Source organism: Pontibacter sp. HSC-36F09, assembly GCF_024171605.1.
Taxonomy (GTDB): Bacteria; Bacteroidota; Bacteroidia; order Cytophagales; family Hymenobacteraceae; genus Pontibacter.
The window spans coordinates 264,278-290,663 of the sequence record NZ_JALKAA010000001.1; the positions used below are offsets into that span (position 1 = coordinate 264,278).

24 protein-coding genes are annotated in these 26,386 nt (G+C 52.1%); 1 reads left to right on the forward strand and 23 read right to left on the reverse strand.

From position 1 onward, the window contains the following. The first annotated feature begins 17 nt into the window (after window positions 1-17). Window positions 18-614 (forward strand): hypothetical protein, encoded by a 597-nt coding sequence (locus L1278_RS01130; RefSeq protein ID WP_253400670.1) that lies wholly within the window; start codon window positions 18-20, stop codon window positions 612-614. Between the two features lie 74 nt (window positions 615-688). Here L1278_RS01130 and prfB read toward each other — a convergent pair. From prfB to L1278_RS01245, 23 genes are all read right to left on the reverse strand, one after another. Next, window positions 689-1,766 (reverse strand): peptide chain release factor 2 gene (gene prfB / locus L1278_RS01135; RefSeq protein ID WP_253400671.1). Its coding sequence is split into 2 segments (ribosomal slippage): window positions 689-1,705 and window positions 1,707-1,766, totalling 1,077 coding nucleotides; the frame shifts between segments, so codons are not numbered across the junction. 82 nt (window positions 1,767-1,848) lie between these two features. Next, window positions 1,849-2,922, reverse strand: a complete 1,074-nt coding sequence (locus L1278_RS01140) for a branched-chain amino acid aminotransferase (protein WP_253400672.1) — start codon at window positions 2,920-2,922, stop codon at window positions 1,849-1,851. A 32-nt stretch (window positions 2,923-2,954) separates the two neighbouring features. Continuing rightward, the gene (locus L1278_RS01145; protein WP_253400673.1) at window positions 2,955-3,506 is read right to left on the reverse strand and encodes a cob(I)yrinic acid a,c-diamide adenosyltransferase; all 552 of its coding nucleotides are present in this window, start codon (window positions 3,504-3,506) and stop codon (window positions 2,955-2,957) included. A gap of 3 nt (window positions 3,507-3,509) precedes the next feature. Beyond that, the gene (locus L1278_RS01150; RefSeq protein ID WP_256488333.1) at window positions 3,510-4,232 is read right to left on the reverse strand and encodes an ABC transporter ATP-binding protein; all 723 of its coding nucleotides are present in this window, start codon (window positions 4,230-4,232) and stop codon (window positions 3,510-3,512) included. 10 nt (window positions 4,233-4,242) lie between these two features. Beyond that, a complete protein-coding gene (locus L1278_RS01155) occupies window positions 4,243-7,287 on the reverse strand; it encodes a hypothetical protein (protein ID WP_253400674.1) in 3,045 nt (1,014 codons plus the stop codon). Between the two features lie 15 nt (window positions 7,288-7,302). Beyond that, on the reverse strand, window positions 7,303-7,590 hold the full coding sequence (gatC, locus tag L1278_RS01160; protein WP_188501840.1) for an Asp-tRNA(Asn)/Glu-tRNA(Gln) amidotransferase subunit GatC: 288 nt from the start codon (window positions 7,588-7,590) through the stop codon (window positions 7,303-7,305). Further along, window positions 7,565-8,338, reverse strand: a complete 774-nt coding sequence (locus tag L1278_RS01165) for a 1-acyl-sn-glycerol-3-phosphate acyltransferase (protein WP_253400675.1) — start codon at window positions 8,336-8,338, stop codon at window positions 7,565-7,567. The genes gatC and L1278_RS01165 overlap by 26 nt, the downstream gene beginning before the upstream one ends. Window positions 8,339-8,406: 68 nt before the next feature. Continuing rightward, on the reverse strand, window positions 8,407-8,964 hold the full coding sequence (locus tag L1278_RS01170) for an NUDIX hydrolase (protein ID WP_253400676.1): 558 nt from the start codon (window positions 8,962-8,964) through the stop codon (window positions 8,407-8,409). Between the two features lie 4 nt (window positions 8,965-8,968). Further along, window positions 8,969-9,349 carry a RidA family protein gene (locus L1278_RS01175; RefSeq protein ID WP_253400677.1) on the reverse strand — a complete coding sequence of 127 codons (381 nt, stop codon included), beginning with the start codon at window positions 9,347-9,349 and terminating at the stop codon, window positions 8,969-8,971. Window positions 9,350-9,502: 153 nt separating this feature from the next. Next, entirely contained in the window at window positions 9,503-10,099 is a 597-nt protein-coding gene (locus tag L1278_RS01180) for an Atg14 domain-containing protein (protein ID WP_253400678.1), read from the reverse strand. A gap of 13 nt (window positions 10,100-10,112) precedes the next feature. Beyond that, window positions 10,113-10,316 (reverse strand): hypothetical protein, encoded by a 204-nt coding sequence (locus tag L1278_RS01185; protein WP_253400679.1) that lies wholly within the window; start codon window positions 10,314-10,316, stop codon window positions 10,113-10,115. An 89-nt stretch (window positions 10,317-10,405) separates the two neighbouring features. Further along, window positions 10,406-11,227, reverse strand: a complete 822-nt coding sequence (locus L1278_RS01190) for a retropepsin-like aspartic protease (protein ID WP_253400680.1) — start codon at window positions 11,225-11,227, stop codon at window positions 10,406-10,408. Between the two features lie 59 nt (window positions 11,228-11,286). Then, on the reverse strand, window positions 11,287-11,982 hold the full coding sequence (locus L1278_RS01195; RefSeq protein ID WP_253400681.1) for a hypothetical protein: 696 nt from the start codon (window positions 11,980-11,982) through the stop codon (window positions 11,287-11,289). A gap of 117 nt (window positions 11,983-12,099) precedes the next feature. After that, window positions 12,100-12,795 carry a PolC-type DNA polymerase III gene (locus L1278_RS01200; protein WP_253400682.1) on the reverse strand — a complete coding sequence of 232 codons (696 nt, stop codon included), beginning with the start codon at window positions 12,793-12,795 and terminating at the stop codon, window positions 12,100-12,102. Beyond that, the gene (locus L1278_RS01205; protein WP_253400683.1) at window positions 12,795-14,732 is read right to left on the reverse strand and encodes a DUF294 nucleotidyltransferase-like domain-containing protein; all 1,938 of its coding nucleotides are present in this window, start codon (window positions 14,730-14,732) and stop codon (window positions 12,795-12,797) included. The genes L1278_RS01200 and L1278_RS01205 overlap by 1 nt, the downstream gene beginning before the upstream one ends. A gap of 716 nt (window positions 14,733-15,448) precedes the next feature. Next, the gene (acs, locus tag L1278_RS01210) at window positions 15,449-17,347 is read right to left on the reverse strand and encodes an acetate--CoA ligase (protein WP_253400684.1); all 1,899 of its coding nucleotides are present in this window, start codon (window positions 17,345-17,347) and stop codon (window positions 15,449-15,451) included. 87 nt (window positions 17,348-17,434) lie between these two features. Then, on the reverse strand, window positions 17,435-19,360 hold the full coding sequence (locus L1278_RS01215) for a propionyl-CoA synthetase (RefSeq protein WP_253400685.1): 1,926 nt from the start codon (window positions 19,358-19,360) through the stop codon (window positions 17,435-17,437). A 22-nt stretch (window positions 19,361-19,382) separates the two neighbouring features. Then, a complete protein-coding gene (locus L1278_RS01220; protein WP_253400686.1) occupies window positions 19,383-19,763 on the reverse strand; it encodes a response regulator transcription factor in 381 nt (126 codons plus the stop codon). 4 nt (window positions 19,764-19,767) lie between these two features. Then, complete coding sequence (locus L1278_RS01225) at window positions 19,768-22,494, reverse strand: ATP-binding protein (protein ID WP_253400687.1); 2,727 nt, start codon at window positions 22,492-22,494, stop codon at window positions 19,768-19,770. A 3-nt stretch (window positions 22,495-22,497) separates the two neighbouring features. Then, on the reverse strand, window positions 22,498-22,710 hold the full coding sequence (locus tag L1278_RS01230) for a hypothetical protein (protein WP_253400688.1): 213 nt from the start codon (window positions 22,708-22,710) through the stop codon (window positions 22,498-22,500). A gap of 154 nt (window positions 22,711-22,864) precedes the next feature. Beyond that, a complete protein-coding gene (locus tag L1278_RS01235; protein WP_253400689.1) occupies window positions 22,865-24,553 on the reverse strand; it encodes a sodium:solute symporter family protein in 1,689 nt (562 codons plus the stop codon). A gap of 26 nt (window positions 24,554-24,579) precedes the next feature. Next, the gene (locus L1278_RS01240) at window positions 24,580-24,843 is read right to left on the reverse strand and encodes a DUF4212 domain-containing protein (protein WP_116542928.1); all 264 of its coding nucleotides are present in this window, start codon (window positions 24,841-24,843) and stop codon (window positions 24,580-24,582) included. A gap of 29 nt (window positions 24,844-24,872) precedes the next feature. Beyond that, window positions 24,873-26,213 (reverse strand): hypothetical protein, encoded by a 1,341-nt coding sequence (locus L1278_RS01245; RefSeq protein WP_253400690.1) that lies wholly within the window; start codon window positions 26,211-26,213, stop codon window positions 24,873-24,875. Between the last annotated feature and the right edge of the window lie 173 nt (window positions 26,214-26,386).

Sequence of the window (26,386 nt, forward strand, 5' to 3'; positions counted from 1 at the left end):
TTTAAAGCGATTTAAAAATGAAAATCAATAACTTAACAGTTAAGTACACGACTCTAGTCATCCTGTGCTTAACACTGATCAGCTGCGAAAAAGATGAGTTTGACGGCCTACTCAATATTGATCCGGTGCCTGAGGCTGCCATTACTTTTCCACAGTCTGCTGGGCCCAATGGCCAGCCACTACTCGACGAAGGCGCTTTCATCATTTATCAGGATGCGATAGCGAATGGCAGTGTATCGATAGAGATTAGGGTACCGGAGGGCAAGCAGATTACTTCAGTTGCGGCAACCGCCCAGCGTTTCCGCAACGGCGCTGCCACTACTCCTAACATCAGCCCGACTTTTACTACAGCCACCACACCGGCGGGCCTTGCTGCCAGAGCACCTGATGCTGTGATTACCAGAAACACGGCGCCCAATTTGCCAAGTCAGGCAGTCGGACCGGCCAGCACGGTCACGTTTACCATTCCTACCAATCCGCTCCCTGCCCCTCTAATGGATGCTGAATTGTCAGATCTTCAGGTAAATGATGTGATACGATTCTTTTTCAGGGTAACCCTGGCTGATGGCACCGAACACCGTGCCATGGAGGTGCGTGTGGTTGTCACTGGTTAGGCGCACTAATGCCTCATAGTACAAAAAAGGCTTCCTCTTCAGGAAGCCTTTTTTTACTGTCTATACCTTAGCTCCTAAGCCTGCATCAGGAAAGCCTTGATGTATTCATCCAGGTCGCCGTCCAGCACATTCTGCACATCCGACCGCTCCACACCCGTGCGGATGTCCTTTACGAGTTTGTAAGGGTGCAGCACGTAGTTGCGGATCTGCGAACCGAAGTCGATGCGCTTTTTTGTGCTCTCAATGCGGTCGCGCTCCTCATTGCGCTTCTCCATCTCGATCTGGTAGAGACGTGACCGAAGCATGCGCAGGGCGTGTTCCTTGTTCATGAGTTGCGAGCGCTCGATCTGGCACTCGATCACGATACCGGTTGGCTTGTGTTTCAACCTCACGGCTGTCTCTACTTTGTTCACGTTCTGGCCACCAGCTCCACCCGATCGGAAAGTATCCCACTCAATATCGCTTGGGTTCACTTCGATGTGGATGGTGTCGTCCACCACCGGGTAGGCAAAGACAGAGGCAAAAGAGGTATGGCGACGGCCGCCCGAGTCAAAAGGCGAGATACGCACTAGACGGTGCACCCCGATCTCTGACTTAAGGTAACCGTAGGCAAAGTCGCCAGTAATCTCCAGGGTGGCTGATTTTATACCTGCACCGTCGCCGGGGTTGTAGTTGACCTGTCTCACGCCAAAATTGTGCGACTCAGCCCACATGATGTACATGCGCATCAGCATTTCGGCCCAGTCCTGGCTCTCGGTGCCGCCCGCGCCCGGGTTGATCTCCAGGATGGCGCTCAGCTGGTCTTCTTCGCCACTTAACATGCGCTTGAACTCCAGCCCTTCGATGGCCTGCTCAGTCTTTTTCGCTTCGGCTTTTATGTCTTCTTCCGACACATCACCTTCCTTATGGAAATCAAAGAGCACTTCCAGGTCAGACAAAGACTTTTCTACTTCTTCGTAGTGGTCTGTCCATACCTTCAGCAGCTTTACTTCTTTGAGTACTTTCTCTGCTCCCTTCGGATCATCCCAAAAGTCAGGCGCCAGGGTTTGCTTCTCGGTCTCTGCTATCTGCTCTTTCTTGGCATCGTAGTCAAAGGTACCTCCTCAAGGCTGCAACGCGCGCCTTTAATTCCTTCATTTGTTCTGAAGTCATGCTTTCTGTTATTTATTAAACGCTAAAATGCTGGATCGCAAGCCTTTATGCTTTCGATCCAGCATTCACTTATACTTTATCGCTATAAGCTGATCTTATAGATCCAGTTATGCGCATCGGGTGCCTGACCGGTTTTGATGCGATCCAGCTCCGCTGCGATGCTGTTAGAAATCTCACGTCCTTCCGGTGCCGGCAGGTCCATGTCTTCTCCATTGAAATGGATAGTGGCAATCTGGGCGATAGTAGCGGCTGTTCCCGTACCGAATGCCTCTTGCAGTTTGCCGGCTTTGTGCGCTTCCACTATCTCGCTCACGGCCACTTTGCGTTCTTCTACAGGTATACCTTTGTCGCGGGCTACCTGCAGCACGCTGTCGCGGGTGATACCTGACAGGATAGTGGTACTTACGGCAGGAGTCACCAGTTTGCCATCGATCACAAACATTACGTTCATGGTGCCCGACTCCTCAATATACTTGTGCTCACGGGCGTCGGTCCAGATGAGCTGGTGATAGCCGCGTTCCTGCATCTTGCGGGCAGGGTATAGCGCAGCACCGTAGTTACCGGCAGCCTTAGCAAAACCGGCTCCGCCTTCGGCTGAGCGCACATAGTTTGGCTCAATGGCGACACGCAGCGGCTGGCCATAATAGGCCCCCACCGGGCAGCTGAACACCATGAAGCGGTAAGTGGAGGATGGACGCACCCCGATAAAATCGTCGGTAGCGAAGATGAAGGGGCGAATGTACAAGGCGCAACCCGGTGTTGGCGGAACCCAGGCAGCATCCAGTCGAAGTAGTTGTTCTAATCCCTGCATGAAGATATCCTCAGGCAGCTCAGGTATACACATCCGGTCTCCGGAAATGTTCAGACGCTTGAAGTTATCGAGCGGTCTGAACAGCTGGATATCACCATCAGCATTCCTGTAGGCTTTCATCCCTTCGAAAATGGCCTGTCCGTAGTGGAGGGCGGAGGTGGCCGGGCTTAGCGACATGTTGCCGTAGGGCTTAATTTCGGGGGTTTGCCATGCGCCGTCTTTGTAATCGGCTACTAGCATGTGGTCGGCAAATATTTTCCCGAACTCAATATTGTTAAAGTCTACCTCAGCGATACGGCTCTGCGCAACCGTCTGTGTAGGTATAGTTAGGGTATCAACTGACATAAATAAAGGGAATTATTAGTTGGACAATGCAATCAGACGCGCGGCTTCCAGGCGATTTCCTCAGCCTGTAACTCATACGTCATTTTCCGGCAAAGAGCGAACAGATAATCCGACAGGCGGTTGAGGTACACGATCACCAGATCATCCACTGGTGATTCTTCCTGGAGGCGGATGGCCAGGCGCTCTGCGCGGCGGCAAACGCAGCGGGCCAGATGCCCGAATGAAACCGACTGATGACCGCCCGGAAGCACAAACGAGCGCAATGGAGGCACTTCGGCTGTCATCTTGTCAATTTCCTGCTCCAGCAGGGTAACATCCTCGGGATGGAGGTCCGGCGTCACCATTTTGGTGTTCTTGTCGGGGTCGGTGGCCAGCGTGGAGCCGATGGTGAAGAGGCGGTCCTGTATCTCTTTCAGAATCTCAGCCCGGCTCTTGTTCACTTCCTGGTCACGTATCAGCCCGATGTAAGAGTTAAGTTCGTCTACGGTGCCGTAGGCTTCTATGCGTAAGTGCGACTTAGCTACACGGGTACCTCCTATCAGAGAAGTAGTGCCCTTGTCGCCTGTCTTGGTATATATTTTCATGGGTTATTGCGCTGCGTTCATGTTCGCATGCGAAGTGACGTCCTGGTTCATCTCGTCTGTTTCTACTAATCCGTCGCGGAGGCGCACAATGCGGTGGGCGTATTTGGCGATGTCCTCTTCGTGCGTTACCATGATGATAGTATTACCTTTGGCGTGCAGGTTCTCGAACAGCTCCATGATCTCGTAAGAGGTCTTGGTGTCGAGGTTACCGGTCGGTTCGTCGGCCAGGATGATGCTGGGGTTGTTGATCAATGCACGGGCAATGGCCACACGCTGGCGCTGACCGCCTGACAGTTCGTTCGGCTTGTGCTTACCACGGTTACCGAGGCCTACACTCTCGAGCGCTTTCTGCGCTTTTTCTTCACGCGTCGATTTGTTATACCCGGCATAGATCAGCGGCAGGGCCACGTTTTCGAGAGAGCTCTGGCGCGGTAGCAGGTTAAAGGTCTGGAACACGAAGCCGATCTCCTTGTTGCGCACCTCCGCCAGTTCATTGTCCGTCATGTTGCTCACATCGTTGCCGTTCAGGACGTACTGGCCTCCTGTGGGGGTATCCAGACAGCCGATGATATTCATGAGCGTTGACTTTCCGGAACCGGAAGGCCCCATAAATGCCACATACTCTCCCCGCTCGATCCGGATGGACACAGACTTGAGTGCATGAATGGTTTCGCTACCCATGCGGTATACCTTCGAAATATCGTGTGTCTCGATGATGGTGCTCATAGAACCTATTTTAGAGTTGCCATTGGTCCGCCTCTGCCTCTTTCGCTCGGCGCTGTTTATCAAATTTCTCTTTAAAAGTACTATATTCCGAAGCAGGAAGCAAGCTGCGCAGCGAAACAAGCGCCTCGTCCGCGTAATTGACAAGCCCCCTATTCAGGCTCTCCAGCGCATAGGCTTTATGCAGGCTGACAGAGTACGGATTATAGGTGATGCCGTCCAGCAGGATGTCGTAGGCCTGCATCTCGCCCGGGCTATACCTGGCAAAGAAAGCGGTGGCATTCTCTACTACATTTTCATCGAACAGCAACATCTTCAGAGCCTGGCTATACCTTTCGGCGGCTTCACGGTCACGGCCTTTTATTTCGGCTATTTTGGCCCGGAAGTACAGTTTGTGCCGCTTGTCCTTCGGCGTCAGGTATAGGTTATCCATCCGCTTGACCAGCACCTCCTGGTTCTTGGTATTGAGCCACAGGCGCATCTGCTGCAGGTTGAGCCTGGAGCGGAGCTCTCCTTCCGGCTGCAGTTCAGCGGCGGCCTCTTTTATGGCTTCGTTGGCCAGCTTCCACTGCCTTCTTCCCATATAGTAATCTACTTTAGCCACCAATGCCTCGCGACGCAAGTCTTTTTCCTGCACACTCTTCACGATGCGCTCTACATCCGCTGGGAGCAGATCAGGCAGGTAGGCAATCAGATACTGCACCTTGTCGCGGTCCGGGGCTTTTGTGATGATGGCGGACGGCGCCTGTTCCAGCACCCCCTCCAGCGACTGCGCCACCGCAACCGCCGACTCCAGCTCTGTAAAGGCGACATCGCCGAGCGCTACCACCGCCCCATCAGACTGATGGTTGAGAGCCAACGCGTAGCCATGCGACAGGAAAGCCTGCGTAAAGCCCCTGTCCTTGGCCTCTTTGAAATAATGGGCGGCTGCACCGTAATTTTCCTCCTCCATCATCCAGTGCCCTAAAGCATTATAATAATAGCCGCTGCGTTCGCCAGCAGCGAGTGCTAGGTTTTCCACCACGCTACGCGCCTCTTTCGGCCTGCCGTCGTAATGGTGCACCAGCCCTTTCAGGTATAGCAGGTCCTCCATAAAGAGCCTGTTTGCCTGCGAGGCCAGGTAGCGGTTGATCGGTTTCAACAGCGAGGTATCGCCTTTGTTTACACTGGAAATGGTTTTGTTGTAGAATAGGGTGAGGTCCTCCACCTGCTCCAGCGAGTCCGGCACAAAATCATCTTCCTTAATATCGGAAGTACGCCCCAGTAACTGATTAAGGGCCGCCATGTTGCTGCGCAGCGGTTTATATTTGGTGGAGCGGATTTCGGTTAGCAGTTCCTTGGCCTCCTCTGGCATGGCCTGGCGAGTATAGTAGGCCATCCGGTTGCTGCGAACTAGGTCCTGATTTTCTGCGTGCCGCTGTGCCAGGTCAAAGTAGTAGGCTACGCTGTCGTGCACGCTGGTCTGTGCGTATAGCAGCGCCAGGTTATTGTAGATCTCCCCGTTTTTTGGAAAGACCTCCGCTCCCTGCTGCAGCACATAAAGCTTTTCGAAAAAGTACTGCTTGCGGTCATACAGGTTAGCCAAACGGATGTAGAGCTTCGGGTTCGGACTTCGCTCCAGTGCCTCCTGCAGCGTTAGAATCTCTTTGTTGCGCTCGTTCTGCGCACGATACATGGCCGACAGGCTAAAGCTCGCTTTCGTGTTGTGGTTATCAAACAGATCGCTCTCTCTGTAGAAACGCTCCGCCAGTATATCGTTTTCAGAACCCTTGTACAGGTCGCCGAGGTAGCTGTAGTAGCCGGCGTATGCATTGAAATAGACCCTGAACTGCGTGCGCATCACCAGGATGGTCAGTAGAATGGCTCCCATCGTGTAAATGGTATATACCGGCAGTCGCTTGGGTTGGTATACTACCTTATACACAGCCAGCCGCTGCTTGATCAATCCCCCGAAGTTCACCATCACATACAGGAAAAAGAAGGCTCCGAAGGCCAGGTGCGTGTACACGATCAGGTTATGGAAGACGGAAATAGCGGAATCGTTGGCGGTGGCATAGGCGTAACCAATGCTCAGGAAAGTGATGGTGGCAAACACCAGGTAGATGATGGCACCGGTAGGCTTAAAAGGGAAAAGCCTACCATATAGGGACTCGCGCTGGCGCATGCCCCAAAAGCCGGCTATCGCCGAGAAAAGCAGGATAACGAAAGCATTGATGTAAAAAAAGTCGCCTTTTAGGTAGCCGACGTGGCGCAGGTATAGCAGCACCAGGTTCACCAGGTATAACACGCTCACCAGCACAAACTGCCATACGCTGAAGCGACGCTCCGGCTTAGCGGCCTGCGTGTTGATCCAGAGCAAAGCGTTGATGTTTTCGTAGCCCACCCAGATCATAAAAAGCAGTGAAGCCACGATGAGCGCCAGCGAACTGTAATTGGCCAGGTGCAGGGTGGTGAGCAGTGGCGTAAAGTCGGACTCCGTGTAAATGAAAGCCCCCAGCAAACTGATCAGGGCGATCATCACCATGATCCGCACACTGAAGGAAACCTGTTGGTAAAATGCCTGAAAAGCATAAGTGGCCAGGGCAAAAAGCACGATCGACACGAGCAGCGTCGTCTGACCGGTACTGTTGCCAATCACGCCGAGCAGATCCAGGTTGAAAGAGGCCAGCAGCATCATAAGCAGCAGCATACCCGCAAAGTAAGGAATGCGCTTCATGGTGGTGATCGCTGCGGCATAGAAGGCCAGGCAAAGGGCCAGCAACAGCATCAGGCCTACTGCAGCGAGTTTATTGAGGACAGGCACCGCCACATCATACTGCTCTGTGAGCAGGTAGCCGTCGGCATACAGGGTGAAGGACTCCAGCAGGCGCGAAAACTCGTGCACAGGCACCTGCACTACCTGAAGTTCAGGCAACTTATCCCAGGCCAGGAAATTGCTCTCACCGGTGAAGTAATGGTATACCCCAAGCATGAGCGCCAGCGCGGCCACGATCAGCAAAAACAGAAAGGGATACCTGGTGTCCGCATCCCAACTGTTCCAAAACTTGATTTTGTTCATAGACAAACCGACAGACTATTCGAGCACTTTCGGTACTCTGAAATAATCGGAGTCTTTTCTCGGGGCGTTTTTCAGCGCTTCGTCGTGCGATACGGTGTTCTGCGCCAGGTCTTCGCGCATCACGTTCACCTCCTCTGACATGTGAATGAGGGGCTCCACGTTTTCAGTATCGAGTTCGCGGAGCTGGTCCACCCAGTTCAGGATCTTGTTCAGGTCCTGCAGCATCTCCTGCTCTTTCTCCTCGTTAAACTCCAGCCTGGCCAGGTGCGCGATCTTTCTAATGGTTTGTATATCGGTTGACATCTATCGGATTGTGTTTCTTAAGTTCTTCTTGAATGATATTAAATACTTGTTCTTTCAGGGCTGGCAGATCCTGCAGCGTCATGCCCTGGGTCTCTATCGGCTCGTGCATGATGATCTTGAGCGGATGCCAGCGCACTTTCAGCTTGCCATCCAGATCGGGCAGAAACTTGTGGTTATAGGGCATGGTAACCGGTACCACCGGCAACTGCTTCTCGATGGCTAACCTGAACGGTCCGTCTTTAAAAGCCAGCAGTTCCTCTCCGGCTGTGGGCGGTATGGTACCCTCCGGGAAAATCACCAGGTTGCGGCCCTGTTCCAGCGAACGCACCGACTGGATGTAACTCTTGGCACTGCTGATGGCGCTTTTGCGGTCTACGGCAATGTATAGCTTTTCGTATACCTTGCCCCAGAGCGGTACTTTGGTGAGCGAGCTCTTCCCGACAAAGTTAATAAAACCCGGGATGGCGTGCAGCATCAGCGGAATATCGAGGTATGAGCTGTGGTTGGGCGTGAAAATATACTGCTTTTTGCGGTCGAAGCGCATGCGCCACTCCACCTGCAGCGGCGCCAGGAACATGCGCAGGGCCGACGAGGACCAGAAACGGTTGATGCCGTGCACGTGCGGGTGCCAGCGCTGCTTACGGATTAGTATGGCCTGAAACGGATACGTGACCACGAACGGCATCACAAACCAGGTAACACACCAGGTTGTATAGAGGCGATGGGACAGGTATTTAAGCGCTTTCATGCCTTCAAATGTAAGAATAATCCACCAGTTATCAATCAGAGGCGCTTCGGCAAACAGGCTTTGCCCGCTTACTTTTCCTGCTCCAGCAAAATAGCCGCTTTGAGTATACCTGCCACGCTGATGGCATCAGTAATTTCGTTGTCCATGACCATGCGTACGGCCTCCTCAAAGGCCACGCGCCGAATGTGAATCACCTCCGTTTCTTCAAAAGCGGTTTCGCCGGGCTTTAGTTCCTGTGCCAGGAAAACGAAACCCTCTTCGTCGGTTACGGAATTGGAGGTATGGAGACGGCCAATGTTGGTCCATTTTTCGGCCGTAAAACCGGTTTCTTCCTGCAGTTCGCGCTTGGCCGAGGCCAGGATGTCGTTTTCGATCAGGCCGCCGCCCATCGGTATTTCCCAGCTGTACTCGTTGAGGGGGTAGCGGTACTGCCCCACCAGGTAGGTATAGCCCTCGTCGTCGACAGGTATAATACCGATGGCTTTGTTCTTCATGCTCACTACACCGTAGATGCCCTCGCCGCCATTGGGGTTGAGCACCTGGTCTTCGCGCACTTTTATCCAGGGATTCTGATATATCTCTTTGCTGGACAGGGTGGTCCAGGGGTTGTGTTTTTCGTCAATCATTATGCTATTTCCTTCTGGCAATCATCTCTATCTCTACCTGCGCGCCCAAAGGCAGCGAGGCTACCCCGATGGTGGTGCGGGCCGGGTATGGCGAGGCAAATTTAGTCGCGTATACCTTGTTCATCGCCTCAAAATTGGCCATGTCGGTCAGGAAGACATTTACTTTTACCACATCGTCGGGCGTTAAACCCGTTGAGGCCAGCACCTGAAACAGGTTTTGGAAGCACTGCTCTGTTTGCGCAGCGATGTCACCCTGCACCAGCTTTCCGGTACCGGAGTCGATGGGCGTTTGGCCGGACAGGAAAACCAACTCTCCTGATTCCACTGCATGGGAATATGGGCCTACGGCTACCGCTCCCTCGGCATTAAAAGCTTTTCTGGACATATGTTTGGCTTGTTTGAACGATGATTCTAAGCAAAGATAAGGTATAGGAAAATTTAATTTGTAAACAATCAGCCTTGCTCACATAAAAGCCTGCAACAGCCGGGCTTGAAACGCGCAGTTGTTGCAGGCCGAACAGGTATAGCCGTGTTTATATTATTGCTGCAATCTGGCTCTACCGGCTTTCACCCACTCCTCGAGCACGCGTACTGCATTTTCGGCCCGCTCGATGGCAGCTCTTCTTTCATCCAGCTCAGTATCAGTTATTTTCCCGGATTTTCTGTTTTTTTCCAGGTCGTTTTTTGCCTTTGCAATCCGGTCTTTTGCTTCTTTTACCTTGCTGTCTCCTTCGTCAACTGTCGTCTCCAGGCGGGCCTTTCTTTCTTCTCCCGTCATGCGGGCGTCAGCCGCTCTGTTCTGCCCGAACTCACGTCCGCTCATGTCGCCTTTGTCCTGGCCGTAAGCGTTGCCATTTTCTGCCTCATCGTGTTGTTGATGGCCTTTCTTTCCCTGGGTCTGCGCACGGTCGCGCTGGACTCTCTCCTGCTTTTCCTCAAGCTTGCTGTTTTTCTGGTGAACCTTGTTGCCTTTGGCGTTCTGGTTTTTCTCCCGGACCTCCTGCTCTTCGCCGGACTCCGTAGCTTGCCTGTTGGCGTTGCCTTTGCCTTGCTGCGCCACGGCCGATTGAGTTACGGCTACTGTCAGGCCGAGCGCCATGCCCAGTCCGATGGTTCTGATGATCTGCTTTTTCATGCTAGGCTATCCTTTAAATTTCGTTCAACAAAGAGTCTACTTCGGCAGCAGCTTCTTCAATCTCAACCCGGGTATTATCTATTTCCGCACCGGCTGTGTCGGCGGGTGCCGTGTCGGCTTCGGGTTTGGTTACGGTTGTTTCCTCGGTATCGGGCGTACTGTTGCAGCCTGCCATGAGTAAAGCGCCAAGGACAAAGACGAGAAGGTGTTTTTTCATAAGTTCAGGGTTATTTAATGGTTTGTATAAATGATGAGGCCGATGCTGCGATTAGGCAATATACACAATAGGTATAGAAAGTAGCGGTACTAGTGCATCCATACCTCTCTGGTTGTAAAGTCGATCGTGAACCTGGCCTGACTGATCAGACTGAAGTTGAGCACCCCGTCATAGAGTATGTTTTCGGCTGCCGCCTGGCTCACCAATTTACGATTACCTAGCTGTAGAGCAATGGGGTTGAGTGCAATGCGCTGGGAGGTGGTGTCGTTCTGAAGCCCCCATTCGGCGGCCGTGTGGTGCGAGAGGAGCAGTTCGCTGATGTTGCCGGTGTCGAACAGGAACCAGTAAGAGTGCTTGCTGCGCGGGATTTCCAGAAAAACAGTGAGCTCGTTTCCGTCCAGCCCGCTGGCAAAGCGGCTCTTTAGCAGCGTGAATTTGCTGCGCTGCCTTTTGAGTGAGGCTGGAGTCTGCAGAGTCAGCTGATTGGCGGCTAAGTCAATGGTGAGCACTTTGTCCCGAAAGGTTTTGAGTGAGAGCACCCCGTCTACCTTAGGAAGCTCCTTCGGCAAAATGCTCATGACGTCCCAAACACCCACCGTCGCAGCAGGAAAAGAGACGTTGTCTACCTGTAATGCAACAGAGTCCATTTTCTGATAGCTGAACTGCTCCCCTCTCATACGGTAGGCAATGCCACGGCCATATACCCCACGACCCAGTTTCCTGGCCACCTCGGGCGAAATAAAGGTTTCGCCTCCGCCGGTGTCAAACAGGAAATTATACCTTTGCCCCTGTATGGTCACTTCTACCTGTTTCAATTCCCGGAAGTAGTCTTTTAGCGGAATCGTTTCCTGGGCGCTGGCTCCGGACACAAGAGTGAGACTCAGAAACAGGCTTAAGAGGAGTGTTTTCATACTTAACAAATGACTGACCATCTAAGCATGTACGTCAGCAACAGGTTTTGGCTGGGAACTCATGTAACGGCGAGATTATCTGATTCTAGTACTTTATTTAAACTGAAACACTTATAAATTTGGTATCCAAACTCCGCGACGTACTTTATTACCCTTTCTAATCTTTTATAATCTAACTCAACATGATAAGTTTTATCGTCGATAACGGTATAGCTGAAAAGATGCTCAAAAACCGCAAAATGATAACTACTCTTCTTAATCTTTGATATCTTGACATTCGAACTAGAGTGAGTAATAGCATGCCGAACCTCTGAAAGCACAGACCAAAACTGCTTAAACTTAATATTCTTATTATTCTTTCGTGAAGATTCTTGGAAACTTGTTCCACAAGCTTTTGTAATCCATTTGAAAAGCTGATCTCCGCCTGGCATCATTTCTCTTGCTATACTTTCTTCACACTTAATCATCTCCATAAAGGAAATATCATTCTTCAATTTGTAGTAGGCACAATCCTTTAAATATTTTTCTAGTGCTTCGAAAGCCTGAGCATAAGCTAAACAACACTCACTTGAAATGATTCTATTTATTTCAACACCATAATTTTCCTTTAGGGTCGTCCTTGTAACTCCAGTGTGGAAATTGATCTCCCAACCATTGTCTGTAGGCTCTGTCCAATCACTAATTATAAGTGCAGAGCCCGAAATAAACTTTATGTCTTTATCAGTAATTAGTTCAGCATCCCTTTTAATAACCATGTTGATTCTCGACGCTGAATACCGTAGATCTAATATCCGATTAAAGAATATGTCTAAGTAAGATTTGTAACTGCTCTCCATATTGAGTTGGCTTTTTAATGCTGTTATTAATTGTGTTTACCTCATCAACTCCCCCACCGTCTCAATCCCCCGCTTTTTGGCCAGCGAGAGCAGCTTGAGCAATAGGAGAGCCGTAGCAAAGGCATCCCCGGAGGCGGTGTGGCGGTCGTCGGTGGGCAGGTTATACCTTTCGCAGAGGGCGTCTAAACTATATTCTCCCGTTTTCAAGGTATGGCTATCGCCATGGCGACGCTCCAGCCGGATAGCCAGGTGCGCCGTGTCGACGGAGCGGTTGCGGAGCTTGTCTTTTATACCTTGCCGCTTCAGCATCTGGTTGACCATAGCCACATCGAAGGCCACATGCTGCCCGACCATTATCGCGTTTCCAATAAAATCGACGAAACCCTCTACTGCTTCCCGCTCGGCTATACCTTGTTCCAGCTGCTTTGTTAACAACCCATGCACTTCGGCACTTTTGGTGGACGGCGCTCCCTCCTGCTGCACCAGGCATTCGAAAGTATCCGACACGAGCACCTGCAAGCCATGCACTTTTATGGCACCGATGGAAAGCACTTTGTCGGTGCGCTGGTCCAGGCCTGTAGTTTCGGTATCAAATACTACAAACTCTACCTTGGAAAGTGGGGTACTGCCCGGGAGCTGCTCTTTTAGCGCATCGCTATACCTGAGCCAGAAAGCCGGGGCGTTCTGATCGATGGGTTTCAGTTGGTGTAAAAGCGCTTTCAGCCACTCCATCAGCCGAGGTAGTTAAGTTGGAAGCGCACCTGCAGGAGCTCCTGTATGTCGCTGATCGGCTTAAAAGTGCTGCGTAGCGTCTGTCGCTCGAGTTTGTTGAGTTGGTTAGGATTAAGGTAGCGCCCTGAATTTTTGTTCCGGAGGCCGTTTAGCGCCCGGAAGCGCATCATAATTTCGTAGGCCATGGCCGCTTCAAGGTATAGCCCGGCATTCTGCGGCTCCAGCTCGGCCAATTTCTCGAAGCGTTTGAGCGTGTTATTCTCGCCGGCTATGCGGTTGTCCAGGGTAAGTACCCGGGCAGCATCCACGAGCGGCGTCATAGCGCGCAGCTTGATGTCGAACTTGTCTTTTTGCCCCCCTCCCCGCTCTACAATAAAATTGCGGAAAAAGCTCAGCGGCGGCGGACTCTGCAGCGCGTGTTTAGCCAGGAAAGGAAGAAAAATCCGCTCCTGCTGAATGTTGTTGTAGATGTAGTCTGTGAGCTGCCGGCTTAGACTAAAATCGCCGTACACGGGGCGGTAATCGTAAAAAATGGAGGTATGCATGAGCGCCTCCTCTGTCGGTTCGTGTATCCAGTTGTAGAAGTACTGTTTCCAGGTATGGAGCGGCTGGCACCACTTCGGATTACTAGCCATCATATCAGCAGGGCACTTCTCAAAACCGCACTGCACCACAATATCGCGTACGATAGCCCCCAATTTCAGGAAGTAGGCCTGATGTTCTTTTTCCAATGCGGCATTCTTATCTTCGAACACCAAAGCATTGTCCTGATCGGTGCGGAGAAGCTGCTCTTCGCGCCCCTCGCTGCCTAACGACAGCCAACAGTAGTGCACCGGCGGCTCGCCCAATTCCTTTTCAGCATGCTGCAACGCCCGCACAATAATGGCGTCGTTTATCTCGGTGATGATGTTGGCAATAAACGAAATGCTCACCTCCTGCTCCAGGTACTTGAGTAAAAGCTCCTCGGCACGGTCGCGTATACCTGGCAGCGAAGCAATGTCGCGGGTCTGGCGGATTTCGGAGATCAGCACAGCCGGGTTATTGCCCTGCGCCAGCAACAAATCATGTTCAGTGAGTACGCCCATAGCGCTGGAATTCACGGTGCCGTCGGTGGTCACGCAGAGGTGTTTTACTTTGTGCCGGATCATGTTGATCAGCGCATCGGCCATCGGTGGATTGGGAACAGTAGTAATGACGGGTGCCGACATGATCATTTCTACCGGAGCATCAATTGTAACGTGCCCGGCCACTACCTGACGGCGCAAATCCGTGTCGGTCAGAATACCCAGCGGTCGCTGCTCACCATCCACCACCATCATAAAGCTGGAATCTTTATCGCTCATCATCTGAGCAGCCAACCGGATAGAAGTATCTGGAGCGCAGGCAATCAGGTTTTTGGTCGTATCAATTTTGAGGACATCCTCCAGATGCAAAGGTATAGATGAAGGGGCAATGGTGCTTAGCCCCACCCGAGCCCGCTGCGCATCGCGTAAGGTTGGGTTTCGTACCGGCTGCCCCGCTGCAAAACCCGCTGCAAAGTACAGCGCCACCCGCGGATTTTCTGTCAGCACAGGTTCGAACTCAGCGATAGGTATAGCGTATACCAGCGACTCTTCCGATGCGGTAGCGGTGGAGGAATAATTCATTTTGGCAATCAGCGCTCTCACCCCAAACACATCGCCCTCATCACAGACATCAAGGAGTTTCGGACTGCCATTCTCGGTGCTTTGTTCCAACCTGACGGAGCCCTGCCTTACGATGTAAAAGAAATTATGTGCCGTATCGCCCTGCGCAAACAAAACCTGTTCCGGCTCCAGGTATAGCACCCGCACCTGCCTGGCCAAAGCCCGCAGTTTCTCCGGGTCAATCAGGTTGAAGGGCGGGTAGTTATTCAGAAATTCGTAAACGCGTTCCTGTATGACGTTGGAGGGCTTCATAGCGCAGTGTTATACCTGTTGAAGGTACGGTTTTGGAGACAGGATTGCAAGAGTTGTCTGAATCAGGATTTACAGGTTTAAAATGGATTTGTAGGATTATCTCAAACGATTAAACACACCCCTATTATCCCAGCCTTCCCCTTTTGTCGAGGGCCCCTACCCCCAAAACAGAGGAATGAGTTAGCCGCTGCCATCACACAGGTATAGACTTCGTAGTTGCGGTTTTGTGTGCACGCTTAACATCCCCCTGCCCCTTCAAAGGAGGACTTTCCTGCCGTTGCGGGTTAATAAGTAAAAGGCGTTGTAGTTCCTGTCACATAGCCTAGGCAGGTATAGCAAGAGTAACTTGCCCCTAAAGCAATGCAACAGATCACATCAGCCAAGTGCAACTTTACGACACTCCACTGTTCGAGCGGTCAGCGAGTTTGGAGGGTCTTGATTTTTTTGCTAACTTTTTTTATCAAGAAAAAAAGTAAGGCCCGCCCGGCCAGGGCAAGCTATAGAACAATACAGCTCGCTATACCTGATAAACCTACGCTACACAGCAAAAATCTATACCTGGGCCGGAGGCCCCTCTATAACAGACACGAGCGAGGACGTTCGCACTAGAAGCGACCACTATACCTGTTATCACCAAACCCGCCTGAAATGCAAAAGTCCTGCAACAGACGCCGCAGGACTTTACGCATTCAACTAAACTTATCAACTAAAAACTCTTATAAAGCACCTGCTTTAATCTCATCCACTACATCCGGATCAAGCAAGGTAGAAGTATCACCCAAATTTGACGTATCGCCTTCCGCTACTTTGCGCAGAATGCGGCGCATGATTTTGCCGGAGCGGGTTTTGGGCAGTCCGCTTACAATCTGGATCTTGTCCGGTTTGGCGATCTTGCCGATTTTCTCCACGACCGTTTCAATGATCTCGGCTCGCAGGTAATCTTCACGCTCCGGTATTTCTTTGCAGATAACGAACGCATAAATGCCTTGCCCTTTCACGTCGTGCGGGTAGCCCACCACCGCAGATTCTACCACGTGGTCGTTATGGTTGATGGCATCTTCAATTTCGGCAGTTCCGAAGCGGTGACCGGATACGTTAATCACATCGTCTACACGACCGATGATGCGGTACAGTCCGTCTTTGTCGCGCTTGGCCCCGTCGCCCGTAAAGTACAGGCCTTTGTAGGTGGAGAAGTAACTCAGGCGGGCACGCTCGTGGTCGCCATAGGTAGTCCGGATGATGCCTGGCCACGGAAATTTCATGCAGAGGTAGCCCTCCACTTCGTTGTCCGTGATTTCCTTGCCCTCTGCATCCACCAGAATCGGCTGTATACCTGGCAGTGGGTAAGCTGCGTGGGCGGGCTTGATAGGCGTCACGTTGGCCAGAGAAGAGATCATGATGCCGCCGGTCTCGGTTTGCCACCACGTATCCACCAGCGGGCAGCGTTCCTTGCCGACGTGGGTATGGTACCAGTGCCAGGCCTCTTCGTTTATCGGTTCGCCCACCGATCCCAGCACTTTGAGTGAGTCGAGGCTGTAGGAAAGCACATCATCTATATCGCCACCCATCAAAGAGCGAATGGCAGTTGGCGCGGTGTAGAAAATATTGACGCCGAACTTATCGACCACCTGCCAGAAACGGCCCATATCCGGGAAGGTCGGCACGCCTTCGAACATCAGCGAAGTTGAGCCCAACAAAAGCGGACCGTAAAGCAGATAAGTATGGCCGGTGATCCAGCCGATGTCGGCAGTACACCAGTAAATATCGTTTTCCTGTACCTGGAACACGTTGCTGAAGCTATACTGGGCATATACCATGTAGCCGCCGCAGGTATGTACCACCCCTTTCGGTTTGCCCGTGGAGCCGGATGTATAGAGGATGAAGAGCATGTCTTCAGCGTCCATTTCTTCAGCAGGGCAGTCTTTGCTCACTCCCTGTACTTCGTCGTGGTACCACACATCGCGGCCTTCCACCATATTCACAGCCCAGCCCAAACGCTCCACTACAATCACTTTCTGCACCGATTCGCAGCGTTCCAGGGCCTCGTCTACCACACGCTTCACCGGAATCTGCTTCGCGCCGCGGTTCAGGCCATCAGAAGTGAGCACCATGCTGCACTGCGCGTCGTTGATGCGGTCGGCCATGGCTACAGCCGAGAAACCGGCAAATACCACCGAATGGACGGCCCCTATACGGGCGCAGGCCAAAACAGCGAAAGCCAGTTCCGGAATCATCGGCATGTAGATACAGATGCGGTCACCTTTTTTAGCGCCGTTTTTCTTGAGCACGTTGGCAAACTGGCATACCTTCTCATGCAGTTCGCGGTAGGTATAGCGGATAAATCTTTCTTTCGGGTCGTTGGGTTCCCAGATCAGGGCGAGCTTGTTGCCGCGGGTTTTCAGGTGACGGTCGAGGCAGTTTTCTGTTATGTTCAGCCGGCCGCCCTTAAACCACTTTATGTTCGGCTCCTCGAAGTTCCATTCCAGGGTGGTGTTCCATTTCTTGCGCCACGTAAATGTGCTCGCTATATCGGACCAGAACCCTTCCGGGTCTTCCACACTGCGCTTATAGGCTTCTTCGTATTCCTGATAAGTCTTGATTTGAATGTTAGGCATGATATCGGTTAGTTATTGGTATTTAAGGTTTATTCAATCAGTGAAGGTGCACGATTCGGATAGGTCGAGACCTGTCCCTACAGGAACTTACTCCAAAAAAGCATTCCCTATTTTCCGCTCCTTCAGGTCATCGTGTATCTCCGTTAAAATAGCCGGATCGTCGATGGTAGAAGGTATAGCGTAGTGCACACCGTCGGCAATGTTTCGTAGTATTTTGCGAAGAATCTTGCCGGAGCGGGTTTTGGGCAGGCGATTCACAATGAGCGCGCTGCGGAAGTAAGCCACGGCTCCGATTTTCTCCCGAATCAGAGCAATTAGTTCCTGCTCTAACTGCTGCTCGCTGATGTTTTGGCCGTCTTTGAGCACCACCAGCCCAACCGGGCGTTGGCCGCGCAGATCGTCGGCTATACCTACCACGGCGCATTCGGCAACGGCAGGGTGTGAGGCTACCATCTCTTCCATCTCTCCGGTTGAGAGGCGGTGACCCGACACATTGATGACGTCATCAATGCGGCCCATGATATAAATATAGCCATCTTCATCCATATAGCCCCCATCTCCGGTCATGTAATAACCTGGGAAACGATCGAGATAAGACTTGTAGAAGCGGTCGTTGTCTTCCCAAAGCGTTGGCAGACAGCCGGGAGGCAAAGGCAGCTTCACGGCCACGTAACCTTCCTGCGCAGGTATAAGCTCCTGCCCTTCCTCGCCCAGAATCTCCACTTTATACCCACACACCGGCAAGCCTGCTGCTCCTGCTCTGGCTGGTTTCAGACCATAACCTACCATGTTCGCCACCATCGGCCAACCCGATTCGGTTTGCCACCAGTGGTCGATGACAGGTATACGCAACAGGTCTTTTGCCCAATAGTAGGTGGCCGGGTCGCAGCGCTCGCCAGCCAAAAACAGGTACTTGAGCGAAGGCAGGTCATACTTGATTTTCTCTATCCCGTCCGGGTCTTCTTTTTTGATGGCACGGATAGCGGTTGGGGCGGTGAAGAGCACTTTTACGTCGTGCTGCATGATAACGCGCCAGAAAGTACCGGCATCCGGAGTGCGCACCGGTTTGCCTTCGAAGAGCACCGTGGTGCAGCCATGAATCAGCGGGGCGTATACCAGGTATGAGTGCCCCACAGCCCAACCCACATCCGAAGCAGCCCAGAACACATCGCCGGGCTCCACGCCATAAACGGCTTTCATACTGAACTTGAGCGCCACGGCATGGCCGCCATTATCGCGGATGATGCCTTTTGGTTTGCCGGTGGTGCCGGAGGTATAGAGTACATAGAGCGGGTCGTGCGCATCAACCGGAACCGGGTCGGCTGGCTGGGCTTTCTGCAACACGTCCATGTAGTCGAGGTCGCGGCCGGGCTGCATGTCGGCTTCCACGTAAGGGCGCTGCAAAATGATGGCATGCTCGGGCTTGTGTTTGCTATCGTTCAGGGCTTTGTCCAGGAGCGGCTTGTAGGGGATGTGCTTGTCGAACTCAATACCACAGGAAGCGGAGACAACCACCTTCGGGCGGGCATCGTCGATGCGCACCGTGAGCTCATGCGGCGCAAAACCACCGAACACTACCGAGTGAATAGCACCTAACCTTGCGCAGGCCAGCATAGCAACTACGGCTTCAGGTATAACCGGCATGTAAATCACCACAGTATCGCCTTTCTCCACACCCAAACCACGCAGCGCACCGGCAAAGCGGGCCACCATGTCGAGGAACTCGCGGTAGCTGTACTTGCGAATAGTGTTGGTCACGGGCGAGTCATAAATCAGGGCGGTCTGGTCGGCGCGGCCGTTCTCTACGTGGTAGTCCAGGGCCAGGTACGATGTATTGAGCTTGCCGCCCGCGAACCAGCGGTAGAAGCCGTTTTCGTCGGTGGTCAGGATTTGCTTTGGCTCTTCGAACCAGGCAATTTGCTGTGCCTGTTCGCCCCAAAATCCTTCAGGGTCCTGTATGCTTCTTTCGTAGGCCTCGGCATACGAGCTGTTGGTTTGGGTTACTGTATCCATATCTCCAATTCTTTTGTTACGATTAACTTTTTGTCAGTTCCTTGATTTTCTCTATCAGGAAGCGGGTTGAAAAGGGCTTAGGAATGTACAGATCTGCCCCTACGTCATAGCCTTTTTTGATGTCGGCGTCCTTGGTCTTGGCGCTCATAAAAATCACCTTGGCCCCGTCCATTACTTCGCTCTGGCGTATGTGCCGGCATACCTCGTAGCCGTCCACGTCGGGCATCATAATGTCGAGCAACACCACGTCGGGCCGCTCCTTGTCCACGCTCTCCATGGCCTCGGTGCCGTTGCGGGCAATGTATACCTGATAGCCATTCTTGCGCATCAAAAACTCCAGCGGCATCAGTATACTCGGTTCATCATCCACGACCAACACCTTCAATTTCTCTTTGGTACTCATAGTTTTATACGTTTGCGGGCACATTTACTCTCACAGGCAACACGAACGAAAACCGGGATCCTTTGCCCGGTTCGCTTTCCACCCAAATGCGCCCCTGGTGCGATTCAATTATCTTTTTGCAGATGGCCAGTCCCAGTCCGCTGCCCTCTGGTTTGCGGATGTTCTGGTTCTGCGCCTGGTAAAACTTGTCGAAAATCTGTTTGTGAAACTCCGGGTCGATTCCCTTGCCGTTGTCCACCACATTCACCTTTATGTCGCCGTCGATGTAGTAACCCGACACGATGATGCGGCCATGCTCCGGGTTGCAGAACTTGACGGCATTGGAGACCAGGTTGACCAGTACCTGCATCAGGCGGTCTTTGTCGCCGCTGATGACCGGCAGGTTATGCTGCACATCCACCACCAAGTCGATGTTTTTTTCCTGCACCAATTGCCCGAGCGCCTCCACCGATTCACGCACCACCTCTTCTATCTGTACCGGCGCCAGGTTAAGCTTTTGTTTACCTGACTCGAAGCGCTCCAAATCCAGCACATGTGTGATCAGTCGCGTCAATCGTTCGGACTCCTTCACAATGGTTTGTAGAAAATGCTCCTGGTCCTCGCGCTCCATTTCGGGGTTATCATACAGAATTTCAGAAAGCGCCCGTATGGAAGTCAGTGGGGTGCGGAGCTCATGCGTGACTGTTGATAAAAACTCGTCTTTGAGCTCATCAAGTTGCTTGAGTCGTTCGTTGGCGCTGCGGAGTTGCTCGGTGGCGCGGCGTAGCTCCAGGGATTTGCGGCGCAGTTCGTTGTTGATGGAAATCAGTTGCTGTGATTCTTTCAGGATGTTGAGCACCTCGTCGATACTGATTTTCTCTTCCTTCACTACCGACGCCACCATGATGCGGGCCGACGAAGACCCGATAACTCCCGATAAGACCTTCTCGGCATAAGTCACCAGTTTCGGGTCAGCCTTGCCGGTTTCGTCTTCCGGTTCGGGGTATTTGCGTTTGTAGGCTTTCATGGCGACTTCGGCTTTTTTCTCACCCAGGAAATTCACCAGCAAAGATTTGATGTCAGGTATGTACGCCGTGCCTTTCCAGACGATGGAGCTTTCGAACACGGTGGAGTACCTGAAGATGTCCACAAAAACCTCCGCCTGGTTGCGTTCCTGCGATGTTTGCCTGCTCAAAAGCGACACGCCAATGTAGAGCCCTACATTCAGGAACATACTCCAGAACATAGCGTGCGAAATGTAATCCATGCCCTGCAGACCGAACAACTCGAAGGGTTTAAGTAAGGCTATACCTAGCGGTCCATGCTCCAGAATAGAATCCGGCAGCATTCCCACCCCCACCATTGACGGCACCACCAAGGTATAGAACCAGACTGCCGCACCGACCACTATACCTGCCAACGCCCCATTTTTGGTGCCTTCTTTCCAGAAAATGCCCCCGATAATGGCCGGTGCAAACTGTGCCACCGCCGCAAACGACACCAGCCCGACTTCCACGAGCGAGTAATGCTCCGCCACGCCTTTGTAGTACAGGTATGCGAGTAACAAAATCAACAGAATACCCAGCCTGCGACTGAAAAGTAGGAGCTTCGTGAACTGATTCTGGTAGCGGTTTTTGATGGCAGGTATACCTACCAGTAGCGGCATCACCAGGTTGTTGCTGATCATCACGCTCAGGGCAATAGTTGCTACAATCACCATACTGGTGGCCGCCGAGTAGCCGCCCAGGTATACCAGCAGAGCAAGTATGGATTGGCCCTCGCTGAGAGGTATAGCCAACACAAACATATCGGCGTCTATATCTGCATTGCCGAACAGAATGTCACCGCCAAAGGCAATGGGCAGCACGAAAATATTGATAGCAAACAGGTATAGCGGAAAAAGCCACATGGCTTTGTTCAGGTGCTGTTCGTTCACGTTCTCGACCACCGCCACCTGAAACTGGCGCGGTAAAAACAGAATCGCGAGCATCGACAGTACAACCATCCAGAACCACTGCGAAAAGCCGTTGTCACTATCGAAAGTCATCAGCCGCTCAAAATCGGGTAGTTGGGTGGCCTGTTGCATGATGTCGCCGAAGCCATTGAACACACCGTAGGTCACGAAAACACCCGCCACAATGAAAATCACCAGCTTGAAGAGCGACTCAAAAGCAATAGCTGTTACCATACCTTCGTGCCGCTCGGTGGCCTCCACGTGTCGCGTGCCATACACGATGGTAAACAAACCCAGGCCCAGCGAAATGTAGAAAGACGTATCACCGAACATCGGACTCCGGCCCACCTCGTTTGCACCGGTTAAGATGTCCAGGCTGCTGGCGATGGCCTTGAGTTGAATGGAGATGTAAGGTATAATTCCCAGCACGCAAACAATGGTGGCGATGCTGCCAAGCGTAACATTCTTGCCATAGCGCGACGAGATGAAATCAGCGATGGTGGTAATGCGCTGCACCCTGCAGATGCGGATGATCTTGCGCAGGACCACCCACCAGAGCGGAGCCATCAGCGTCGGACCGATGTAGATAGCCAGGTAGCCCAAACCTGTGGTGGCGGCCCTTCCCACCGAACCGTAATAGGTCCAGGCGGTGCAGTATACCGCTATTGAAAGCGCATAAATGTACGGATTGCCCACGAAGCTTCTGCCTGCAGCCGATCGCCTTTCTGCCCATGAAGCCAGCCCAAAGAGCAAAGCCAGGTAGAAAAACGACGCACCGATGACAAGCCAGTAGTTCATGCTTTATTTCTTCTGTTTTCTGGGATCCTGATGATTAATGTAAAAACCGATCACGCCAATGCACAGGAGCCACACCACCATAATGTACAGGTATAGCACCGGCACACCGCCCACCGTACCACCCGAATTGAAAATCGAGAGCAACGGAAAATTCAACAGCACCACGAAAAGGGCGCTGATGAAAAAGAGTCGTCTGCCTTTGGAGCGGTCACGCATGGGAGTTTGTGATTGAGTGAATGAGTGAATGAGTGAATGAGTGAATGCGTGATTTAGCGATTTAGTGAAACTGCCGAATGGCTGACCGATGGTAAAGCCACCGAATCAACCATCCAACAATTTAACCATTTAGCCATCAACAATCAATTAAACATTAATGCGCCACGGCCTCTCCGGCGCCTCTCGGGATGCGGATATCCTCTACCAAATCCTGAATATGGGCTGGCGGGGCTGGCGTGAAACGGGACACCACGAAGGACACGATAAAGTTGATAAGCATACCTACAGTCCCGATACCTTCCGGTGAAATTTCCATGAACCAGTTCTCAGGCAGGTTGGCGGCTGGGTTGATGAACTTGAAGTAAGAAATGTATGCAATCGTGAACACCAGACCCGAAACCATACCCCAAATCGCGCCTTGCTTGTTCATGCGTTTCGAGAAGATGCCCATGATGATAATGGGGAAGAACGATGCTGCAGCCAGACCAAAGGCAAAAGCCACTACCTCCGCCACAAAGCCCGGCGGATTGATACCGAAGTAGCCTGCCACAACTACAGCCGCCGCCGCCGCTAGACGCGCTGCAATCAGTTCGTGTTTTTCGGATATACCTGGCATCACGGATTTTTTCAGCAGGTCATGCGAGATAGAAGTGGAGATCACCAATAACAGACCAGCCGCTGTAGACAGGGCCGCAGCTAAGCCACCTGCCGCTACCAGGGCAATCACCCAGTTAGGCAGCTGCGCAATTTCCGGGTTGGCCAACACCATGATGTCTTTGTCGATTTTGAGCTCGTTCACAGCCGGGTCCTTCACATACTGAATGCGACCATCTCCGTTCTTGTCATCCACCCCAATCAGACCTGTTTTTTCCCAGTTACTTACCCACTGTGGCATCGCAGTAATCTCCTGGTTGCTGGTAGTTTGTAGCATGTTGTACATCCCGAAAGCACCTACTGCCGGAGCAGCTGTGTAGAGTATGGCAATAAACACCAGCGCATAACCTGCAGACTTACGGGCGTCTTTTACTTTTGGCACCGTGAAGAAGCGCACGATAACGTGTGGCAAACCCGCCGTACCTACCATCAGGGCAGCTGTAATGAAGAACACGTCAATCGTAGCTTTGCTGCCGTCGGTATAGGCTGTGAAACCAAGCTCCGGAAGCAAACCATCGAGTTTATCTAACAGGTATGTACCGTCAGCCAGCGTGCCACCCATCCCCAGCTGTGGAATCGGGTTGCCTGTGAGCATCATCGAGATAAAAATAGCGGGCACCATGTACGCGAAAATCAGCACGCAGTATTGCGCCACCTGGGTATAGGTAATGCCTTTCATGCCGCCCAGCACAGCGTAGAAAAGCACGATGATCATACCGATAACCACACCAGTCTCAATCTGCACTTCCAGGAAGCGGGAGAACACGATACCTACGCCGCGCATCTGGCCGGCTACATAGGTAAATGAGATGAAAATAGCACAGACTACCGCCACCAGTCGGGCAGTTTTGGAGTAGTAGCGGTCGCCCACAAAATCAGGAACCGTAAACTTGCCGAACTTGCGCAGGTAAGGCGCGAGCAAGAGTGCTAAAAGCACGTAGCCGCCGGTCCAGCCCATCAGGTATACCGAGCCGTCGTAGCCCATAAACGAGATGAGGCCGGCCATGGAGATGAACGAGGCAGCCGACATCCAGTCAGCGGCCGTAGCCATTCCGTTGGCCAGTGGGGAAACGCCGCCGCCTGCCACGTAAAACTCTTTGGTAGAGCCCGCCCGCGACCAGATAGCAATGCCGATGTAGAGGGCGAATGTGATGCCCACGATGATGTATGTCCAGGTTAAGATTTCCATTGTCTTAAGGTTTTTGTGGTGGGAGATTAATCTTCGTGCACGTCAAATTCGCGGTCGAGCTTGTTCATCAGCCATACATAGATGAAGATGATCAGCACAAACACATAGATGGAGCCCTGTTGCGCAAACCAGAAACCCAGCTTAAAACCGCCCAGCCGGAACTGGTTGAGTTCGTCGACGAGCAAAATGCCGAAGACATAGGACACGGCGAACCAAAGGCCCAATAGTGTCAGGAGGATGCGCACGTTGCGTTGCCAGTACTCCTGCATTCTGTTCTTGTTATTTTCCATGGGTATAGCGATTTGTTTTTAAGGTTCTGTTACAAGTAAATCATGGCCTGCAGGGTGATCTCCGGGCGGTACTTCAGGTTATCCGGATTCGTGAAATCAGGTCGGTTGCGGTAGTTGAGCGTGAGTTTGGAGTGGTGGCCTTCAAGTAAGAGGTTAGCACCCAGGTCGAGCATTTTCACAGGCACTTTTTCGCCGCCGCTGTTCTGCACGCCATCCAGATTGCCATAGCTATAGGCGGCGTATGGCTGAAGTCTGGCCTTCTCGGTGATCAGGTCTTTTGGCAGCAAGTAACCCACTTGACCGTACAAAATATCGCCTGTTCCGATGGTCGGGAAGGCATTGCCTCGGAGTCCGCCTCCGCCCTGCGCCGGGTTCATGATCCCGATGTTGCGCACATTGTCTCTCCCGAAGTCATAGTTATAGTAAGCGCCATAGGCTGTGAGGGCCGTGTTGGCTTCGGTATTGAGCGGCAGGTCCAGGAAGGCGTCCACACCAAACAGGCTGATGTTTTCTTTCACGGTCTGTATACCTGCCACGGTATTTTCTTCGCGCCACATGCCATCTTTATTGTGCATAAAACCTGCACCTATGTTGAACACCCGTCGCGTACCCAGATAAGTGCCCACCATAAAGGGCAGTAGGTTTGATTCCTGGTCCCAGAACTGCCAGTTGAAATAGCCCTGGTATACCTTATTGTTGTTCCGTGGATTGTAGTTGGCGTTTGGACCGATCGCCTCTGCCGTGTTTGTCAGGAAGGGATCATTTACGGCCACACGATAATCAAGCTTTGCGAGTTTACCTTTGGCGTACACGCCCAGCATACGGCCGAACTGGTCGGCTGCATCGATGGTGGCCCAGTTGAAGATGGGTGCGTCGATGGTCATGAGGTTAAGCGTACTGGCATTGGTCATGCGCGAAACACCGTTCCAGTAATGCAGGCCCGCTCCTATTGACAGCTCCTTGTCGAACACCTTATACTCCGTCCAGGCATCGTGAATAAAGATTTGCGGCTTCTTGCCATCCAGTGCCGGGTTTGCACCGCCACTCACGGCATTCTGGTTGTTTACCCCAAAGTGCAGGAGTACCAAAAAGCGGGGTGAGATCTGAGAATAGGTCAGAAAGCGGGAACGGCGCAAACCAAAATCGAGCGTATTATCGACCGGCTCCCCGTTACGGATCGTACCCGAATTATGCTCGTTATACCTGACCCATACCTGGTGCCAGGTGATAAAGCGGATATACTTACTGCCGTCTTCGTTGAGGGGCAGCTTTATACCTGCCCCGTACTCCGTAGAGCCTTGAGCAGACGCACTCTTTCCTGCGCAGCAAAGCACCAGCCCTGCCACTACAATTAGTAACAATTTCTTCATTTGGAATACTAAATGTTAAGGTGAAGAGAGGTCAGCTGTTTCCCCGAATTCTTTATCTATTTTAAGGAAGATTTATGAAAAAGGGTAAAGGGGTGTATATATTTGGTAAGTTGGTATACATGAGGGAAAAAATGTGGTTTTTTGTGGATTTTCGGGGTTGGTTATACCATAAA

Coding starts and splice junctions, on each gene's coding strand:
- L1278_RS01235 (WP_253400689.1), bottom strand. CDS start 24,553: ATGGAAATCTTAACCTGGACATACATCATCGTGGGCATCACATTCGCC.
- L1278_RS01140 (WP_253400672.1), bottom strand. CDS start 2,922: ATGTCAGTTGATACCCTAACTATACCTACACAGACGGTTGCGCAGAGC.
- L1278_RS01180 (WP_253400678.1), bottom strand. CDS start 10,099: ATGAAAAAGCAGATCATCAGAACCATCGGACTGGGCATGGCGCTCGGC.
- L1278_RS01220 (WP_253400686.1), bottom strand. CDS start 19,763: ATGAGTACCAAAGAGAAATTGAAGGTGTTGGTCGTGGATGATGAACCG.
- L1278_RS01185 (WP_253400679.1), bottom strand. CDS start 10,316: ATGAAAAAACACCTTCTCGTCTTTGTCCTTGGCGCTTTACTCATGGCA.
- L1278_RS01225 (WP_253400687.1), bottom strand. CDS start 22,494: ATGAACTACTGGCTTGTCATCGGTGCGTCGTTTTTCTACCTGGCTTTG.
- L1278_RS01170 (WP_253400676.1), bottom strand. CDS start 8,964: ATGATTGACGAAAAACACAACCCCTGGACCACCCTGTCCAGCAAAGAG.
- L1278_RS01155 (WP_253400674.1), bottom strand. CDS start 7,287: ATGAACAAAATCAAGTTTTGGAACAGTTGGGATGCGGACACCAGGTAT.
- gatC (WP_188501840.1), bottom strand. CDS start 7,590: ATGTCAACCGATATACAAACCATTAGAAAGATCGCGCACCTGGCCAGG.
- L1278_RS01145 (WP_253400673.1), bottom strand. CDS start 3,506: ATGAAAATATATACCAAGACAGGCGACAAGGGCACTACTTCTCTGATA.
- L1278_RS01205 (WP_253400683.1), bottom strand. CDS start 14,732: ATGAAGCCCTCCAACGTCATACAGGAACGCGTTTACGAATTTCTGAAT.
- L1278_RS01165 (WP_253400675.1), bottom strand. CDS start 8,338: ATGAAAGCGCTTAAATACCTGTCCCATCGCCTCTATACAACCTGGTGT.
- L1278_RS01190 (WP_253400680.1), bottom strand. CDS start 11,227: ATGAAAACACTCCTCTTAAGCCTGTTTCTGAGTCTCACTCTTGTGTCC.
- L1278_RS01130 (WP_253400670.1), top strand. CDS start 18: ATGAAAATCAATAACTTAACAGTTAAGTACACGACTCTAGTCATCCTG.
- L1278_RS01200 (WP_253400682.1), bottom strand. CDS start 12,795: ATGGAGTGGCTGAAAGCGCTTTTACACCAACTGAAACCCATCGATCAG.
- L1278_RS01215 (WP_253400685.1), bottom strand. CDS start 19,360: ATGGATACAGTAACCCAAACCAACAGCTCGTATGCCGAGGCCTACGAA.
- acs (WP_253400684.1), bottom strand. CDS start 17,347: ATGCCTAACATTCAAATCAAGACTTATCAGGAATACGAAGAAGCCTAT.
- L1278_RS01240 (WP_116542928.1), bottom strand. CDS start 24,843: ATGGAAAATAACAAGAACAGAATGCAGGAGTACTGGCAACGCAACGTG.
- L1278_RS01195 (WP_253400681.1), bottom strand. CDS start 11,982: ATGGTTATTAAAAGGGATGCTGAACTAATTACTGATAAAGACATAAAG.
- L1278_RS01175 (WP_253400677.1), bottom strand. CDS start 9,349: ATGTCCAGAAAAGCTTTTAATGCCGAGGGAGCGGTAGCCGTAGGCCCA.
- L1278_RS01245 (WP_253400690.1), bottom strand. CDS start 26,213: ATGAAGAAATTGTTACTAATTGTAGTGGCAGGGCTGGTGCTTTGCTGC.
- L1278_RS01230 (WP_253400688.1), bottom strand. CDS start 22,710: ATGCGTGACCGCTCCAAAGGCAGACGACTCTTTTTCATCAGCGCCCTT.
- L1278_RS01150 (WP_256488333.1), bottom strand. CDS start 4,232: ATGAGCACCATCATCGAGACACACGATATTTCGAAGGTATACCGCATG.